Consider the following 19,491-nt stretch of genomic DNA (forward strand, 5'->3'; position numbering starts at 1 on the left):
AATTTGGATTTTATAAAGCGATTGGTATTTAATATTATACCCTCATTTAGATAGCATGTTTTTAAAATGAATATATTTTGAGAGTGTTTTAGTGCTCCTTGTAAAAGTTACTTGCCAAATCCAACTAAATCAATACCTTTGCACTTAAATCTATTGCTTCCGTAAGGAAGTGAATACTATATTCTTTAACCTTAAAAACTTAGTATAGCATGCAACTGTACAACAAATTAAGCGCCAAAGAAAGAGCAGAGCTTATAGAAAAAGCAGGAAAAGACCGTTTAACATTATCGTTTTATGCCTACGCTCAAATTGGCAATCCACAACAATTACGCGACAATTTATTTGTTAAATGGAATAGTTTAGACGTTTTAGGACGTATTTATGTTGCACACGAAGGCATAAATGCACAATTATCTTTACCTGCAGACCATTTTGAAGCTTTTAAAACACATTTAGACAGTATTGATTTTTTAAATGGAATTCGTTTAAATATCGCAGTCGAACACGATAACATGTCTTTTTTAAAGCTCAAAATAAAGGTAAGGGATAAAATTGTAGCCGATGGCTTAAACGATCATACCTTCGATGTTACCAACAAAGGTGTTCACCTTTCAGCAAAAGATTTTAATGCTATGCTCGATAACCCAAACACTGTTTGTGTAGATATGCGCAACCACTACGAGAGTGAAATAGGACACTTTGATGGCGCAGTAACGCCAGATGTGGACACTTTTCGTGAAAGCTTAGATATTATTGAAGCAGATTTAAGCGCGCATAAAGAAGATAAAAACCTTTTAATGTATTGTACAGGAGGAATACGTTGTGAAAAAGCCAGCGCATACTATAAACACAAAGGTTTTAAAAACGTTTATCAGCTTGAAGGCGGCATTATAGAGTATGCCAGACAAGTAAACGAAGAAGGCATTGAAAACAAATTTATTGGCAAAAATTTTGTTTTTGACGACAGACGTGCCGAAAAAATAAGTGAGGATATTATTGCTAAATGCCACCAATGTGGTAACCCTTTCGATGTGCACACAAATTGTGCAAACGATGCTTGCCATCTTCTTTTTTTACAATGCGATGCTTGTAAAGAAGAAATGAATAACTGTTGTTCTACAAATTGTAAAGAAATTCATGCTTTACCCTACGAAGAACAAAAGGAATTACGAAAAGGACAGGCTAATAGCAACGATATATTTAAAAAAGGAAGAGCAGACCATTTACCTTATAAAAAAGATTTAAGAAATATTTTCGAAACACTTAAACAGAAATAATAAAATCCCGAAGCACTGCTTCGGGATTTTTTTTGCTATTCCTTAATTATTTTAATCGTTTTTAATTGATTATGTGCATTCGTTAAAGTTATAAAATAGAGACCATGTGAAAGCGATTGCGTATTTATTGTGGTAATAGCTTTACTATTAAGTTCAACAATAATTTTTCCTAATACATCTGTAATTACTGCCTTGGTAATATTAATCTTAGCTTTTAAAAACAATTCATCTTTAACAGGATTTGGGTAAATGCTAATATTTTCAAAATTAAAATCTTCTGTAGACAATGTGCCAACAAAAAAATCCTGGGTAACTGTTTGCCCTTCGTATGTTGCTTGCCATTTCCAATTCCCAGATTCTGTAACAGGAAAATTCCATCGCCACCAAGAAGCTTGATAGTTGTCGTTTAAATTATGATTCCAATTATACAAATCTGTATTGTCGGGCTTTATAACTCTTAAATTAACCGAAGAACCCGGATATTGATCTCGTAGGTAAATAGTAAAATAAATTTCTTCGTTAATAGAAAATGTTGCGGACTCATTTGTGATTTCTGTTGTTGGACAGGTACCAAAGTTTGGGTCTGCGGTACCAGTTAAAACAGCATTTAATCCAGGATTACTATACGGTTTTTGGTTCTGCCACCAAGACTGTGTATTCCAATTATTACATGGACCAGCATAAGGATCTATTAAGTTGGTGTATGTAGCATCTTCCCATATTTCGAAATGTAAATGCGGTCCTGTAGAATTGCCAGAACTCCCAACAATACCCAAATATTCGCCTTGAGTTACCATATCTCCAACATTTTTTGTGGTAATAGAGCCATTTTTTAAATGTCCATACCAAGCCACACTTCCATCGTTATGTTGTATGTAAACAGCATTCCAGATATTACTATTAAAATTGCAACTTCTATCAAATTCACCATCGTTTTTAGCAATTATTTGTCCATTAGAAGCTGCCAAAATTTCTACTGTGTCATCATCCATCATTTTCCAAGGAAAAGGCCATGTAAAAATATCAACACCTTGATGATTATAGTTTGAGGTGTCGTATGTTTTTGTTCCGCAATCATAATCTTGTAACTGGCCGCCAAAGCCAACATTGTGGTCTGCATAACCAGAAATAGACCATACATCATTAAACGGATTTGTTGCTGATTTTTGAACAGGCCAAATAAATAATGGGTTAGGAATTTTTTGTCCTTGGTAAGCTAATTTATTTTCAGCCTTGAGTTTATTATGACTTAATTTTAGTTCTGAAATTATGCTATTGCGCTGCGCTTTTGTTAAACAGTTTGTTTTTGCTGCATTAAATGTGTAATCACCACCACTAACTTTTACATTAGGTGTTTGAGTATAACCTAAACAACAAATAAATAGTAGCAAACCAAAAAAGTAATACGTTTTTTTCATGATAAAAAGAGTTAATAGACAATGTTTCAAAATTAATTAAATCTTTTTAATATTTTAAAATATTTTTAGTTTAAAGTGTTGATTCACAGTTTTGTAAATTTAAATACAATAAATTCTAATTTTATTTACAGCCAGACCAAAGTCTTAAAAAATTTATATTTTATTAGTCATAATAATAATCTTATCTTTACCGTTAGATTTTATAGAAGATTAAAGTTAAATACTTTAATTAAAATAGAATAATATTAATCGTCTTCTGGTATTATACAGGTGCTTAAAGTAACCTACACATATTCAGAATCAATATATCTACATAATATATGGCTTGTGCAAGTTGCTCAACTAAAGACGGCCAACCTAAAGGCTGCAAAAATAATGGTACTTGTGGTACAGACAGTTGTAACAAACTAACCGTTTTTGATTGGTTAGCAAATATGTCTGTTCCCAACGGAGAAAAACCTTTCGATTTTGTTGAAGTTCGTTTTAAAAACGGAAGAAAACACTACTATAAAAATACCGAAAACCTATCCTTATCGATAGGAGATATTGTAGCTACTCAGGCACAATCAGGACATGATATTGGAATGGTTACCTTGACTGGTGAATTGGTTCGCGTACAAATGAAGCGCAAAAAAATTAATGAAAAGCCAGAAGAAGTATTAAAAATATATAGAAAAGCATCACAAAAAGATATAGACATATGGAGCGATGCACGCGATAGAGAAGAACCCATGAAGGTTCGTGCGAGGCAATTTGCTATCGATTTAAAGCTTCAAATGAAGATTTCAGACATCGAATTTCAAGGCGATGGAAGTAAAGCAACATTCTATTACACAGCCGAAGAACGTGTAGATTTTAGAGAATTAATAAAAGTATTTGCACGCGAGTTTAGAACGCGAATAGAAATGAAACAGGTTGGCTTTAGGCAAGAAGCCTCAAGGCTTGGAGGCATAGGCTCTTGTGGCCGCGAGTTGTGCTGCTCTACTTGGTTAACAGATTTTAGGTCTGTAAGTACAAGTGCTGCACGCTACCAGCAATTATCTTTAAATCCACAAAAGCTCGCTGGACAGTGTGGTAAGTTAAAATGCTGTTTAAATTACGAATTAGATTCGTATCAAGATGCCCTTAAGGCCTTCCCGAAAACAGACACCAAATTATATACAGAAAAAGGCACAGCTGTTTGCCAAAAAACCGATATTTTCCAAGGTCACATGTGGTATGCTTACGAAGGTGAGTGGATGAATTGGCATAAAATAACAACAGATCAAGCCAGAGAAATTATAGAATTAAATAAGAAAAAAGAAAAAGTAGCGAGTTTAGAGGAATATGCTTCAGATTTAATTGAAGAGACCAAAGTAGAGTTCGAAAACGTTGTTGGGCAAGATAGTTTAACACGATTCGATAGTCCAAAAGGCAATAAAAAACGTAGAAATAATAAGAATCGTAATCGTAATAAAAATAAAAACAAGCCTCAAAATAAAAAACAAAATAAACCACGCGCTAAGTCACCCAATAAGCCTCAAAACAAAGCAAATAATGCAAAGTAAGTTGTTTTATATTTTATTAGGTATTATTTTAATGTCTTGTGACTCTAAAAGAGTGTTCGATGAGTACGAAAGTATTCCAGAAGTGTGGAATAAAGACAAAGTGGTGAGTTTTAAAGTTAATCCGCCAGATTCAATAAACCCGTATAATTTATTTGTTAATTTACGTAACACCAATGCTTATAAATACAGCAATTTATTTTTAATTGTTGAAATGAATTTTCCTCACGGAAAAAACATTGTAGATACTTTAGAGTATAAGATGACAAAGCCAAATGGAGAGTTTTTAGGCACGGGAATGTCGAGTATTAAAGAAAATAAATTGTGGTATAAAGAAGGCGTTGTGTTTAATGAAAGTGGAGAATACACAGTAAATATCCAACATGCTATGCGTGAAAACGGCGAAGTTAACGGCGTTGCAAATTTAGAAGGCATAACAGATGTTGGTTTTAGAATCGAAAAAACAGAATAAAATTTTTATAGCCAAAATGGTTTTAAACCAAGATGGTTTTTTAAGTAATATATTAGTTTGATGGCAAAGACAAAAACAAAACAGACACAAGACCCGCAAGAGTTTCAAAAATACGTGCGTTGGTTTTGGATGATATTTTTAGGCGGAATCGTTTCCCTTATTTTATTATTTCTTTTAGCATCATGGAGTGTTTTTGGGGAAATGCCAGATCATACAGTTTTAGAAAACCCAAAAACAAATTTAGCCACAGAAATTATTTCAAGCGATGGTAAAACACTTGGAAAATTCTATTTTGATGATAACAGAACACCTGTTAGTTATAACGAGTTGCCCACGCATTTGGTAGAAGCCTTGATAGCAACAGAAGATGCGAGATATAAAGATCATTCTGGGATAGATGCTCGAGGAACTTTAAGAGCTATTTTAAAGCCAGGAAGTGGTGGAGCAAGTACAATTTCTCAACAGCTTGCCAAGCAGCTATTTCATGGTGAAGGGTCTTCAAATATAGTAGAACGTGTACTTCAGAAAGCAAAAGAATGGATTATTGCCATACGTTTAGAGCGCCAATACACCAAAGAGGAAATTATTGCACAATATTTTAATATCTACGATTTTGGTAATAATGCAGATGGTATTCGTTCAGCATCAAACATATATTTTGATAAAGAACCACGAGAACTTAATGTAAAAGAATCTGCCATGTTGGTTGGGATGTTTAAAAATTCGTCATTATATAATCCAAGGCCAAATAAAAATCCGGTTGGAGTAAAAAACAGAAGAAACGTGGTATTGTACCAAATGTATAATTATGGTTTTATTTCTGAAACTGAAAAAGATTCCCTTCAAAAAACCGAATTAGATTTAAGGTATTCACCACAATCGCATCGCGATGGTACAGCAACTTATTTTAGAGAATATTTAAGAAGCTGGATGAAAGACTGGACAAACGACAAAGCAAACCGAAAACCAGATGGTACAAAATACAACATCAATAGCGACGGTTTAAAAGTGTTTGTAACCATAGATTCGCGCATGCAAAAATATGCAGAATTAGCTGTAAACAGGCACATGCCACGATTGCAAGCAGAATTTTTTAACCAGAATACACCAGACCGCAATCCTACAGCACCATTTTTAGGTCTAACTAAAGAAGAAGAAAAAGACTTAATGAATAAAGGGATGCGACGTGGAGAACGTTGGAGAATACTAAAAAAGCAAGGTAAAAGTGACAAAGAAATTGAAGCCTCGTTCCAAAAACCAACAAAAATGACGGTTTTTAAATGGGAAAAAGGCGAAGCCAGCGAAGTAGATACAATTATGAAGCCCATAGACTCTATGCGTTATTATAAATCTTTTTTAAGAACAGGAATGATGAGTATGGATCCGCAGACGGGACACGTAAAAGCATGGGTTGGTGGTATGAATTATCGTCATTTTCAATTCGATATGGTGAAGCAAGGAGCTCGACAAGTTGGCTCTACCTTTAAGCCATTTGTTTATGCCACAGCTATAGACCAGTTACATATGTCGCCGTGCGATAAACAGCCTTTGTCTCAAATAACAATAGAAGCGAATAAATTTGGGAATCCAGAACCGTGGACACCAAGTAATGATGGAGGTAACTACAGTGGAGAAAAAACACTTAAGCAAGCTTTAGCAGGTTCTATTAATACTGTTACTGCAAGATTAATGGACAAAGTTGGCCCGCAGCCGGTTGCACAATTAGCAAGAAATTTAGGCATAACTTCCGAGATTCCAGAAGTGCCATCCATTGCTTTAGGGACACCAGATATAAGTGTTTACGAAATGGTTGGTGCCTATTCTGCTTTTGCGAATAAAGGTGTCTATACCAAACCAGTAATGATTGAGCGTATAGAAGACAAAAACGGAACAGTTCTATATCAATTTACACCAGAAACTAAAGATGTACTAAGTGCAGAATCTGCGTATGTTACTGTAAACCTCATGGAAGGTGTGGTGCAATCTGGATCTGGTAGTCGTTTAAGAGGAAAGTGGCGAGCTACCCAGACATTATATAAAGAAATTATTACAGGATATCCTTACGAATTAACAAACCCAATTGCAGGAAAAACAGGAACAACACAAAACCAAAGTGATGGTTGGTTTATGGGTATGGTACCTAATTTAGTAACTGGAGTATGGGTTGGTGCAGAAGATAGAGCAGCACACTTTAAAAGTATAAGCTACGGTCAGGGCGCTGCCATGGCATTACCTATTTGGGGTATGTATATGAAAAGCTGTTACGAAGACGAAACGTTAGACGTATCTAAAGGAAACTTCGAGAAACCAACAAATTTATCTATTGAAGTAGATTGCGCAAAATACCAAGAAGATAATCCAGATGGAGATAACGACACACCAACAGAAGAGTTACCAGATGGTTTAGAACTTTAAAAACAAGATTCTTAACACCATAATTAAATAGCTTAAAAATATTTACAAGCCATTCTTTACCGAATGGCTTTTTTATTTCATAAATTTAAGGCACAAAAGAAGCACACAATTATGATTAATAAGAAAGTAAATTCTATACAAGAAGCTACCGAAGGTATAAGAGATAATATGACGTGTATGTTTGGAGGTTTTGGCTTATCTGGAATTCCAGAAAACGCTATAGCAGCGTTAGTAAAAAGTGGCGTAAAAGGTTTAACATGCATATCTAATAATGCAGGAGTAGACGATTTTGGCTTAGGTTTATTGTTACATAAAAAACAAATAAAAAAAATGGTGTCGTCTTACGTTGGTGAGAACGATGAGTTCGAGCGCCAAATGCTATCGGGAGAATTAGATGTAGAACTTATTCCACAGGGCACCTTAGCCGAGCGTTGTAGAGCAGCTCAAGCTGGTTTTCCAGCAATTTATACACCAGCAGGCTTTGGAACCGAAGTAGCCGAAGGCAAAGAGATACGAGAGTTCGATGGTAAAATGCATGTATTAGAACATGCGTTTAAAGCAGATTTTGCCTTTGTAAAAGCATGGAAAGGCGATGCAGCAGGAAATTTAATATTTAAAGGAACAGCCAGAAATTTTAATCCAGTTATGTGTGGAGCAGCAAAAATAACAGTTGCCGAAGTAGAAGAGCTTGTGCCAGTTGGTGAGCTTGATCCTAATCAAATACATATTCCAGGCATATTTGTACAGCGTATTTTTCAAGGAGAGCGATATGAAAAGAGAATCGAACAACGAACCGTTAGAAAACGATGATGCTCCAGACATAGAGGAAGCGTTTACATTATTAGCCAGAAATTATCGCTTTATTTCTGGGAATAAAAGTACGCTATCACAAATTAAGCAGGATATAATAACACAGCAAATACCTGTTTTAAAAAACTTCACCAATGGTTTAGGTACCTGTGCACTTAGTGTATTCGATATTGAAGAAAAGAAGTTTCTTTATGTTGAAGATGCGATAGAAGAAGTTACAGGAATCTCCAAGCAAACCTACCTTAATAGAGGTATTAAATACTTATTCAGCAGAGTGTCTTATGATAATATTCCAGCTTTGATAAGCTCCACATTTCATGAGAGAAAATTTCTTTCTAAAATAAATGTTGAAGAATATTCTCATTACATTATAAACAGGGAATATTCATATAGAAATAAAAATTCAAGACGCTGGGTACTACAACAAACTATTAAACATTTGGTAAATGCACAAGGAGAAATATTTGCCATTGTCACTCTTGAGACGAATATTGATCATCTAAAGTTTGATGGTAAATTTAGATATTATATTTATAACCGAAAATTAAACAAGATTGTACACCCAAAAAGGCCTAATGAAATTAATGTAACATTAAATGTATTATCAGATCGAGAAAAAGAAATTATCGAACTATTAGCTTTAGGCTGGACAAACCAAATGGTAGCCGATAAATTGAGTATTAGTTTTCATACCGTACGAACACATCGAAAAAATATTTTCAAAAAATTAGATTGTAAAAACATTGTCGAATTATTACACATTATTAAATAAATTAGGATTTAAAAAATAATAATTTAGCAACCTTCTCTACCTGCACAATCACTATCGTCGCAATCTGTACTGCCATCACCATCATTATCGATACTGTCATTGCAATTACATTCAAAATTTTCGCAGTCAAAATCATCACAATCTATAAAACCATCATTATCATCATCTAAACCATTTGAACATATTTCTGCAATAGGTGCATCTTGATTATCATCATCAGATTTGCATTCAAAAAGAATTACAAATAAAATTAAAAAAAGTCGTTGTATAATTTTTGTAGTTTTCATGATAATTTTTTTATTGCTATAGATCTAATTGGCTTCAACAAGTCTTTCTCCAATAATTTCAATTTTAACATAACCAATAGCTCCATTGCCTCCTAAAGTAGCTTCACCATTATTTGTTGCTTCTCCAAGACCACCTGAACCACCAGAACCATAATTGGCACCATTATCACCACCAGAACCACCTGGCAGTTGTTGAGGGCTTGTTGAAAGGTTACCATTTAAACCACTTTGTCCATTTGGATAACCTATGCCACCTTCGCCTGCTTCAAATATATCTCCACCTTTTCCACCTTTTCCACCTAAAGCTAAACCAATTAGGTTTGTAGAGTTTCCTATTAATTGTACTTCGGTAGTACCTCCGTTAGAGCCCGAGTTATTGACGTTTCCTCCTAATCCTGCAGAGCGTATAATCACTTTTAAATTTGGGTTCCTTCCAAGTGCTAAGTTTTCTATTACTACAACCTCACCTGCGCCGCCACCTCCACCAGATGCAAATGCAGCATTATCATTAGAGCCTTGATTACTGCTGCCACCACCTCCACCACCTCCACTACCTACAATGGTTAGTGTAAGTCGACCTTGTTCGAGTTTATATGTACTGTCGTGTTCAGTAGCAGTGGTAAAAATATCTGTATAAGTAACAGCTTCAAGTTGGTTTATATTTGTGTCATCCTCTTTGTCACAAGAAAAAAGTAATAAGGTAAGTAAAAGTATATATTTATGCATGGCGTAATTATTTGCCAACAAGTAACTTAAAAAGAATAGGTCTTACAATACCTCAAATGCGGTATTTTGTTGTTATACTAAATCATTTCAATTATATTTATACTTTATAAAAAGACATTATGTTAGACAAAACAGGAATAGCAAAACGCATCGCAAAAGAAGTCCAAGACGGTTACTATGTAAACTTAGGAATTGGTATTCCAACATTAGTAGCAAATTATGTACGCGACGATATAGAAGTAGAATTTCAAAGTGAAAATGGCGTGCTTGGTATGGGTCCATTTCCTTTTGAAGGTGAAGAAGATGCAGATATCATTAACGCTGGAAAGCAAACCATTACCACATTACCAGGAGCGAGTTTTTTTGACAGTGCTACAAGTTTTGGGATGATTCGTGGTCAGCATGTCGATTTAACCATTTTAGGAGCCATGGAGGTAGCAGAAAATGGAGACATCGCCAATTGGAAAATTCCAGGAAAAATGGTAAAAGGAATGGGAGGAGCTATGGATTTAGTGGCAAGCGCAGAAAACATTATTGTTGCAATGATGCACACCAATAGAGCAGGAGAATCTAAATTATTAAAAAAGTGTTCATTACCATTAACAGGTGTTGGCTGTGTAAAAAAAATAGTGACCAATTTAGCTGTTTTAGAAGTTACAGATAAAGGCTTTAAACTATTAGAACGTGCTCCAGGCGTTTCGGTTGAAGACATAAAAAATGCTACCGAAGGCACGCTTATTGTAGAAGGCGATATCCCTGAAATGAGCTTATAGTTCTTCTAAACTTTTATTAAATTATTGTTATGCGTATTAAAACGCTTGCTAACCACTACATAGACTACGCTTACAAAGACAATCGAGACTACACGAAAATTGAAGATCGTTTTCTTAGAAATACTACCATTGCTCTCGATTTTTTGATGAAGAATAACACGCTAACTATTAGCTTTATAGACAACGGTATACCAAAAACTATAGACATTATGGATGTCTTGGTGGCAGACAAAGAGAACAATATTACTATTATTCCTGCTGAAAAAAACGCTTATAGTCCGTCACAAAATGCCGTTTTATTTTACGATACGCATGGTGTTGTTTTTAGAAAAAATCATAGAAAGAAATGGTTTAGAAGTAACAAGGGCTACAATTCTCCAGTCGCTTTATTGTCTCATGAACTCATTCATTGCTACAACGAAATCTTCGATCCCGAAGATTACCACAAGCGAAAACAAGACCACACCTCTAAAGGTGAGAAAATAGATGCCGATGGTCGCGATTTATCTTTTCCAAACGCAGAAGAAGTTTTTGTTATTAAAATGACGAATCAAATAGCAAAACGTTTAGGCGAAGATAAACGTAGTAATTATGGTAGAAGTTATTATCCTACTCAATCTGTACTCACCACTAAACCCGCTAAAAAGGTTAAATAAGTCTTAAAATGTTAAAGTTTTATGCATTTTATCGATTTTTATTGCTTTTAAACTGATAATATTAAAAACTCGTATATATTAGCAGTCCCAAACCTATCAAAAATTAATAGACCCAAATGTACCAAAAGCTTAACCTCTTTAATGTTATATCCCAAGTTTACTAATTAAAATACATTAACCCAAAACTACCATAAACCACCTACCTATGAATTCAGATTTATTTCTTTTAAGACAATACAAAAAAGTAAAAAAGACATTCAAACTTGTTGGAAACGTAATGTACCTTACTAAAAAAGTATTTATGCTATAATCCCTTAGGGATAGCATTAATTAATTTTTTTGTGTACTCGCTTTTTGGAGCGGCATAAATAACATCGGCATCATCCAATTCTTCAATTTTTCCTTTATTCATCACCAGTAATTGGTCGCTCATATATTTAACAACAGCTAAATCGTGAGAAATAAAAATATAGGTAAAACCAAATTCTTCTTTTAGTTCATTTAATAAATTCAATACTTGAGCTTGCACAGAGATATCCAAGGCCGAAACCGATTCGTCGCAAACAACTAACTTAGGTTGTAAAGCAATGGTTCTTGCAATACCAATACGTTGGCGTTGTCCACCAGAAAACTCGTGTGGATATCTATTAAAATGTGCATCGCCTAAACCTACACTATTTAGAATATGGAGAGCCTTTTCACGCCTTTCAGTAGCGTTCTTACATAGCTTATGTACCTTCATGGGTTCAATAATTGCCTGCCCAACTGTTAATCTTGGATTTAAAGAAGAATAAGGATCCTGAAATATTATTTGTATATCTTTTCTTAATGTTTTAATAGCTGCAGTCCCAAGTTTGGTAATGTCTTTCCCTTTAAAAAGTATAGTTCCAGCGGTTGGCCTGTCAAGCAACAAAATAGCATTTCCTAAAGTCGATTTTCCGCAACCAGATTCACCTACTAAGCCAAGTGTTTCACCTTCGTAAAGCTTAAAACTAACCTTATTAACAGCTTTAAAACTTTCAGCTTTAGAAAACAATCCGGCTTTAGAAATATATTCTTTTTCTAAGTTAATGACTTCTAATAATGGTGGTTTATTATATAACGTATTATGCTTGATAGTTCTCATTTTTGAAGTAATAACCTCATTAGATACACTATCATTCATTACATCTTCAATAGTTGGTAATTTTTTTAATCTGGTGGTTAGCGATGGTCTGGCATTTATAAGAGCCTTTGTATAGTCGTGTTTTGGTGCTTTAAAAATAGCCTCTACTGTATTTTGCTCCACAATATGGCCTTGATACATGACAATAACACGATTTGCGATTTGAGAAATTAATGACAAATCGTGAGTAATAAATATAATACTCATTTTAGTTTCGGCTTGTAGCTCTTTAAGCAAAGCTATTATATCGTTTTGTACCGTTACATCTAAAGCTGTTGTAGGCTCATCGGCAATTAATAGTTGAGGTTTGCAAGCAATTGCCATAGCAATCATTACACGCTGTTTTTGTCCGCCAGAAATTTCATGAGGATAAGATGAGTAAATACGATAAGGTGCTGGTAATTTAACTTTTTCAAAAAGCGCAATAGTTTCAGCCTTAACTTCTTTTTTAGATAATTTTGTATGCTGAAATAATATTTCTTCCACTTGTTTTCCGCAGGTTAGCGATGGGTTTAAAGAACTCATAGGTTCTTGAAAAATCATGGCTATTTTATTTCCTCTTATTTGTTGAAAGGCTTTTGGGAGTAATTGCGTTAAATCTATATCTTTAAAGATAATTGATCCCGAGGTTACTTTGGCTATTTTCTTTGGTAGTAAGCCTAAAATAGACAACGTAGATACCGATTTTCCCGAACCAGATTCGCCTACAATACCAAGAATTTCATTAGCGTTTAAAACATACGAGATATTATGGATAATTTCATTTTCCTCTTTATTAGAAAAGAAAGAAATAGAAAGGTTTTTTATAGTTAATAATGCACTCATATCCGTAAAAATAGGAATTATAGACTAAAGAAGTACGGTAAAAACCGTACTGAAACCCGAACATTAAAATTTTAACAGTAGTTTCATCGAAAAAAATAAAAAATCGAATGACTGTTCTGTACAATTTTAATACATTCAATAGCGATATAATAAAAATATAAACAAATTATTACATTATCCTTATGAAAAAAACAATTACTTTAACAGTATTGAGTTTTCTATTTACATTTTCTCTCTTTGCACAGCAGGAAAGAAATTGTGGCTCTATGGAGAATTTAGAGTACAGAAAACAATTAGATCCAACTTTGGAATCTAAAATGGCACAAATTGAAGCTTTTACACAGCAGAAAGTTAACGAAATAGAATCCTCTCAAAATAAAATTGTAGGAGACATTATTACCTTACCAGTTGTAGTGCATGTATTGTACAGAAATGCAACAGAAAACATTAGTGTTGCCCAAATTCAATCCCAATTAGATGTATTAAATGAAGATTTTAGACGTACAAATCCAGATGCAGATAATACTTGGTCTCAAGCTGCAGATACTCAAATTGAATTCTGTCTTGCCACTGTAGATCCGAGTGGAAATGCAACTACAGGAATTACAAGAAAATCTACGACTAGACGAGACTGGGGAACTTCTGATGATATGAAGCGTTCCTCAACTGGTGGAATAAACCCATGGAATACAAGCGAATATTTAAACATGTGGATTGTTCCACAAATGTTAAGTAATGGCGGAACGATTTTAGGGTATGCTCAATTTCCAGGAGGAAGTGCAGCTACAGATGGTGTCGTAATGGGTTATAATTATTTTGGTCGAACAGGAGCGGTAACAGCACCTTTTGATGGAGGTAGAACCACAACACATGAAGTAGGACACTTTTTAAATCTACGCCATATTTGGGGAGATAGTAATTGTGGAAACGATTTTGTAAGCGACACACCAACACACCAAACCTCTAATGGAGGTTGTCCTGTTGGGCAAGTATCTTGTGGCTCTACAGATATGGTGCAAAACTATATGGATTATACTAACGATTCTTGTATGAATTTATTTACTACGGGACAAAAAAACAGAATGCGTGCTGTTTTAGCGGCTGGTGGTGCAAGACGCACTTTAGCATTGTCAGATAAATGTGGAGCAGTAGCACAACCAACATGTACAGATGGTATTCAAAACGGAAACGAAACAGGAGTAGACTGTGGAGGTTCTTGTACACCATGTCAAACTGGAACTCAGTATTGCGCATCACAAGGTAACAGTGTAAACGATGAGTATATTTCAAGAGTACAAGTAGGAAGTATTAACAAATCATCTGGAGCACAGTTGTATTCAGATTTTACAAGTACTTCAACAGACTTAAACAAAGGATCAAGTTACACGTTAACGGTAACCCCAACATGGACAGGTACAACATACAGCGAAGGTTATGCTGCTTGGATAGATTATAACGACGATGGTGATTTTACAGATGCCGGAGAACAAATTTTCTCTAAAGCAGCATCGACAACAACACCAGTGAGTGGTACATTTACAGTGCCTGCAGGTACTGCAAATGGCGATAAGCGTTTACGTGTGTCTATGAAATATAATGGTATACCAACATCTTGCGAAACATTCTCTTATGGCGAAGTGGAAGATTATACGGTAAATATTAAAACAGGTACTACGAATCCTCCAACAGGATGTTCTGGAGCAATTTCATCTTTCCCTTACAATGAAGGTTTCGAATCTAATTTTGGAGCATGGACACAAGGTAGTGGAGACGATTTTAACTGGACAAGACGTTCTGGTTCCACACCATCAAGTAATACTGGACCATCAAGTGCAGCAGCAGGATCTCAATATATTTATATGGAGTCTTCGGCACCAAACTATTCTACTAAACGTGCAATTTTAGTATCACCTTGTTTTAATTTGGCAGGACAAAACCAAGCAACCGTTAGCTTTAAATACCATATGTATGGTGCTGCAGCAATGGGTAACTTAAAATTAGCAGTGAGTACAAACAACGGTTCATCATGGTCTACAATCTGGACAAGATCTGGAAACCAAGGTAACGCTTGGCAAGATGCAAGTGTAGATTTATCTTCTTATGCAGGAAGCAATATAAGCTTACGATTTGATGGTACAACAGGTACAACATGGCAAGGAGATATGGCAATAGATGCTATTAGTCTAACTAATGGTGCTGCAGATAAATGCGCTGGAGTTTCACCATACGTTAGTGGGCAATCTTATGCTGTTGGAGATAGAGTTACGTATCAAGGTAGCTTATACGAAAGAACATCGAGCGGCTGGACAAATTTAGGTACTTGTGGAACAGCAAGAATCGCAGACGAAGGCTTTGTACAGTATCTAGATGTTGCTATTTCTGTATATCCTAATCCTGTAAAAGGTAATATGTTATATGTTAAGTCTAGTATAGAAAACCTACCATTTACAGTAGTAAATATGTTAGGACAACAAGTAGCAAAAGGAACTTCTACAAATGGAGTAAATGTAAGCAACTTAAAAACTGGTATGTATATGATTCAGTTTAATGTGAATAATACACTGGAAACCAGAAAATTCATTAAGCAGTAAGTAATTTATCCCTTTAACTAAAACTTATTTGCTAAGAAGCCCAAACGAAAGTTTGGGCTTCTTTATGTTGTGTCTTTACGGTTAAAACCGTACTATTTCCCGAATTATTTTTTTTGCTTACGTATTTCATCGAAAACAGTTATTGATTATTCGGTTTTTAGTATTGTTTTAATAATTTCAATGTGAATCATTTAATTATATTCAAAATTTTTTGACTAATTTTTACTTTATCTCATTATTTATTATGAAAAAAAATTCCTTTAAAAAAGTACTCTTTATTTTTTTAGCTGCCTTGATCAGCGTTGCCAGTTTTGGACAAAATAAAGTAGCTCAACAAGTAAATGGAGACAATGGGCAACCAAGTTTAATTGTTTTTAGCAAAGAGGCATCTTATTCTATGCAAGATGTTAATAGTGTTCTAGCCGAACAGTTAAAGACAAGAAACAGTGATAGCTTTACACAAATTAAATCTGAAACAGATAACATTGGATTTGTACACCAAAAATACCAACAACACTATAATGGTATTCCTGTAGAGTTCGCAACGTATACCTTTCATGGTAAAAACGGAAAGGTCGTTTCCATTAGTGGAGAATATTATGAGTTAGATGGTATTAATACCACACCAACTTTAAATAAAATGCAAGGCTTTCAGTCTGCTATAAATCATATTGGTGCTCAAAGTTATTTGTGGCAAAATATAACTGCGGCAAGCCAAATGGGTTACACTAAACCTGAAGGAGAATTGGTATTATTACCAAATTTTGAGGCGCAAGGAAAAGAGTTATCAAAAAACGCACAGTTAGCTTATAAGTATGATATTTATGCTACCCAACCTATTAGTAGAGGTGAAATTTATATAGACGCTACCACAGGAGAAGTTCTTTTTTACAATAGTATTATTAAGCATTTAGATGAGCATGCAAATTCTTCTAAAAATGTAATAGCAGCCAATGACCACCATGATTCAAAAGAAGCATTAGCGTTTTTTGCCACTGGCAATGCAGCAACAAGATATAGTGGTACAAGAACCATTACAACTCGGGTAATTGGTTCAAGCTATGCGTTAAGAGATAATACTCGTGGTAATGGTGTAAACACCTACAATAGTGGCGGACAAAACAGTTATCCATCTACTAATTTTACAGATGCCGATAATAATTGGACTGCTGCCGAATTTGATAACGGCAATAAAGACAATGCAGCTCTAGATGCACATTGGGGAGCAGAAAAGACATATGATTATTTATCATCTGTACACAACAGAAACAGTTACAATGGCTCTGGAGCAGCAATTAACAGCTGGGTGCATTACGACAACCAACCAGGAGGATTAGGCTATGATAATGCATTCTGGAATGGAAGTGTGATGACGTATGGCGATGGTTCTTCAAACGGAGCAGAAGGTAATGGAAATTTTGATGCTTTAACATCTATCGATGTAGCAGCACACGAAATAGGTCATGCCGTAACAAGCAGTACAGCTAACTTAGCTTACCAGAGAGAATCTGGAGGATTAAACGAGGGTTTTTCGGATATTTGGGGTGCAGCAGTGGAGCATTTTGCTAAAGGTAACGGTAACGATGCGTCTCCATCTTCGGCCATATGGTTAATTGGTGATGAAATAGACAGAAGAAACGGCTCTTCTGCATTACGTTCTATGAGTAATCCAAATTCTCGTAACCAACCAGATACTTATGGTGGTTCATTTTGGCAAAACCCTAATTGTGGTACACCAACTCAAAATAACGATTATTGTGGAGTACATACTAACTCTGGTGTTTTAAACTACTGGTTTTACTTATCGGTAACAGGAGGTAGTGGTACTAACGATATTGGAAATGCGTTTAACGTTTCTGGTATTGGAATGACTAAATCTGCGAAAATTGCTTACAGAACATTAACACAATACTTATCTGCTAATTCAACATTTGCAAATGCAAGAGCAGGAGCTATTCAGTCTGCAATAGATTTATACGGTGCAGGTGGAGCAGAAGAAATAACGGTAACTAATGCTTGGCACGCAGTAGGAGTTGGAGCAGCTTATTCAACTGGAGGAGGAGGTGCTACGTATTGTGCATCTACGAGTTCTAATACAAATGACGAGTATATTTCTCGTGTACAATTAAACACAATTAATAATACGTCTGGTGCTCAAAACTATTCAGATTTTACATCAATAGCTACGACATTAGCAAAAGGAACAACTTATACAGTAACAATTACGCCAACTTGGACAGGTACTAAATACAATGAAGCCTTTTCTGTATGGATAGATTATAACGACGATAAGGATTTTAGTGATTCTGGAGAACAAGTTGGTACCGTTGCAGCAAACCAAAATGCAACATCAAGTATTACCTTTACTGTGCCAAACAGTGCGAGTGCAACAGCAACAAGAATGCGTGTGTCGATGCAGTATAACGCAGTGCCAACGGCATGCCAATCTTTTACTTATGGTGAAGTAGAAGATTATACAATTAATATTGGAAGCAGTACCACAGATACTGAAGCACCAAGTAATCCTGCAAATTTATCGGTTTCAAATATAACGCAAACAACGGTAGATTTAAGCTGGACGGCTTCTACAGATAATGTTGGCGTAACAGGCTACGATGTTTACAGTGGTGCAACAAACATTGGAACTGTAACAGGAACAACAGCAAATATTACTGGATTAACTGCAAATACTGCATTCTCTTTTAGAGTAAAAGCAGTAGATGCCGAAGGAAACGAATCTGGATTCAGTAATACGGCATCTGGTACCACCTTGCCAGAAGCCTCGACAGGAGGTTGTACAGGAGGTATAACTTCTTTTCCGTACAGTGAAAGTTTCGAAAGTAACTTTGGAGCATGGACTCAAGGTTCTGGAGACGATTTCAACTGGACAAGACGTAGCGGAACAACGCCGTCTAGTAACACAGGACCGTCAAGTGCAGCAGCAGGATCTCAATATGTGTACATGGAATCTTCGGCACCTAATTATTCAACTAAAAGAGCGATTTTAAATTCTCCTTGCTTCGATTTAACAAGTCAGTCTCAAGCGTTTTTCACATTTAAATACCATATGTATGGTGCTGCTGCCATGGGAAGTTTAGCATTGGAAGCAAGTGCAGATAATGGAACAAGCTGGACGAGTGTTTGGAGCAGATCTGGAAATCAAGGCAATGCTTGGCAATCGGCTTCTGTAGATTTAGGCACTTACACCGGAAGTTCTGTACAGTTAAGATTTAATGGTGTTACAGGTACAACATGGCAAGGCGATATGGCTGTAGAAGATGCGCAATTTACTACTAATGCACCAAGTACGGATCCTTGTGCAGGTGTTTCTCCATGGAGTAGCTCCCAATCTTATTCAACTGGAGATTTAGTGACCTATCAAGGCAATTTGTTTGAACGCACAGCCTCTGGTTGGACCAATTTAGGACCTTGTGGCGCAACGATTGCATTGGTGACTGAAGATATAAACTATCCTCCAACTGCGGTAGAAATCTCACTATATCCTAACCCTGTAAAAGGAAATACAATTTACGTAAGAGCTAACGAGAGCTTGTCTTACACTGTAATAAATATGGTCGGGCAAGTAGTGGCGAAGGGCACCTCTACAACACGTGGTGTGGATGTATCAGAGCTTGAATCTGGACTGTACTTGATGCAGTTTAATGTTGATAATGAAATTATCTCAAGGAAATTTATAAAACAATAACAATTAATTAGCCAACCATTATTTAAAAAGCCCAAATGAAAGTTTGGGCTTTTT

Annotated in this window: 14 protein-coding genes; 10 read left to right on the plus strand and 4 right to left on the minus strand. The window is 35.4% G+C overall.

All coding sequences use genetic code 11. The features are described from left to right. Positions 1–209: 209 nt before the first annotated feature. Positions 210–1,277, plus strand: a complete 1,068-nt coding sequence (gene trhO / locus ACVC43_RS15880) for an oxygen-dependent tRNA uridine(34) hydroxylase TrhO (protein WP_452225527.1) — start codon at positions 210–212, stop codon at positions 1,275–1,277. A gap of 35 nt (positions 1,278–1,312) precedes the next feature. Here the strand turns inward: trhO and ACVC43_RS15885 are convergent, their stop codons facing one another. Beyond that, positions 1,313–2,695: a peptidoglycan DD-metalloendopeptidase family protein gene (locus ACVC43_RS15885; protein ID WP_452225528.1), complete on the minus strand. Its 1,383-nt coding sequence runs from the start codon at positions 2,693–2,695 to the stop codon at positions 1,313–1,315. A 320-nt stretch (positions 2,696–3,015) separates the two neighbouring features. Between ACVC43_RS15885 and ACVC43_RS15890 the strand changes: the two genes are divergently transcribed. From ACVC43_RS15890 to ACVC43_RS15910, 5 genes are all read left to right on the plus strand, one after another. Then, positions 3,016–4,242 (plus strand): PSP1 domain-containing protein, encoded by a 1,227-nt coding sequence (locus tag ACVC43_RS15890; RefSeq protein WP_452225529.1) that lies wholly within the window; start codon positions 3,016–3,018, stop codon positions 4,240–4,242. Continuing rightward, positions 4,232–4,711 (plus strand): gliding motility lipoprotein GldH, encoded by a 480-nt coding sequence (locus tag ACVC43_RS15895; protein WP_452225530.1) that lies wholly within the window; start codon positions 4,232–4,234, stop codon positions 4,709–4,711. Before ACVC43_RS15890 ends, ACVC43_RS15895 begins: the two co-directional genes overlap by 11 nt. 60 nt (positions 4,712–4,771) lie before the next feature. Further along, positions 4,772–7,126 (plus strand): penicillin-binding protein 1A, encoded by a 2,355-nt coding sequence (locus ACVC43_RS15900; protein WP_452225531.1) that lies wholly within the window; start codon positions 4,772–4,774, stop codon positions 7,124–7,126. Positions 7,127–7,237: 111 nt separating this feature from the next. Next, positions 7,238–7,936: a CoA transferase subunit A gene (locus tag ACVC43_RS15905; protein WP_452225532.1), complete on the plus strand. Its 699-nt coding sequence runs from the start codon at positions 7,238–7,240 to the stop codon at positions 7,934–7,936. Next, complete coding sequence (locus tag ACVC43_RS15910) at positions 7,896–8,708, plus strand: response regulator transcription factor (protein ID WP_452225533.1); 813 nt, start codon at positions 7,896–7,898, stop codon at positions 8,706–8,708. The genes ACVC43_RS15905 and ACVC43_RS15910 overlap by 41 nt, the downstream gene beginning before the upstream one ends. A 23-nt stretch (positions 8,709–8,731) precedes the next feature. On the opposite strand, the gene ACVC43_RS15915 is transcribed toward ACVC43_RS15910, so the two are convergent. Together ACVC43_RS15915 and ACVC43_RS15920 are read right to left on the minus strand one after the other, a co-directional pair. Next, positions 8,732–8,995 (minus strand): hypothetical protein, encoded by a 264-nt coding sequence (locus ACVC43_RS15915; protein WP_452225534.1) that lies wholly within the window; start codon positions 8,993–8,995, stop codon positions 8,732–8,734. Between the two features lie 24 nt (positions 8,996–9,019). After that, positions 9,020–9,721 (minus strand): hypothetical protein, encoded by a 702-nt coding sequence (locus ACVC43_RS15920; protein WP_452225535.1) that lies wholly within the window; start codon positions 9,719–9,721, stop codon positions 9,020–9,022. A 119-nt stretch (positions 9,722–9,840) separates the two neighbouring features. Here ACVC43_RS15920 and ACVC43_RS15925 point away from each other — a divergent pair, with 119 nt between their 5' ends. Together ACVC43_RS15925 and ACVC43_RS15930 are read left to right on the plus strand one after the other, a co-directional pair. After that, the gene (locus ACVC43_RS15925; protein ID WP_452225536.1) at positions 9,841–10,494 is read left to right on the plus strand and encodes a CoA transferase subunit B; all 654 of its coding nucleotides are present in this window, start codon (positions 9,841–9,843) and stop codon (positions 10,492–10,494) included. Between the two features lie 29 nt (positions 10,495–10,523). After that, positions 10,524–11,150, plus strand: coding sequence for a hypothetical protein (locus ACVC43_RS15930; protein WP_452225537.1), 627 nt, complete (start codon positions 10,524–10,526; stop codon positions 11,148–11,150). 304 nt (positions 11,151–11,454) lie between these two features. Here the strand turns inward: ACVC43_RS15930 and ACVC43_RS15935 are convergent, their stop codons facing one another. Continuing rightward, the gene (locus tag ACVC43_RS15935; RefSeq protein ID WP_452225538.1) at positions 11,455–13,140 is read right to left on the minus strand and encodes an ABC transporter ATP-binding protein; all 1,686 of its coding nucleotides are present in this window, start codon (positions 13,138–13,140) and stop codon (positions 11,455–11,457) included. A gap of 182 nt (positions 13,141–13,322) precedes the next feature. On the opposite strand from ACVC43_RS15935, the gene ACVC43_RS15940 reads away from it, so the two are divergent. Continuing rightward, positions 13,323–15,731 (plus strand): GEVED domain-containing protein, encoded by a 2,409-nt coding sequence (locus ACVC43_RS15940; RefSeq protein WP_452225539.1) that lies wholly within the window; start codon positions 13,323–13,325, stop codon positions 15,729–15,731. Positions 15,732–15,975: 244 nt separating this feature from the next. Beyond that, positions 15,976–19,437, plus strand: a complete 3,462-nt coding sequence (locus ACVC43_RS15945) for a M4 family metallopeptidase (RefSeq protein ID WP_452225540.1) — start codon at positions 15,976–15,978, stop codon at positions 19,435–19,437. Positions 19,438–19,491: the final 54 nt, after the last annotated feature.

The sequence above is a fragment of the Lacinutrix chionoecetis genome (assembly GCF_053604665.1).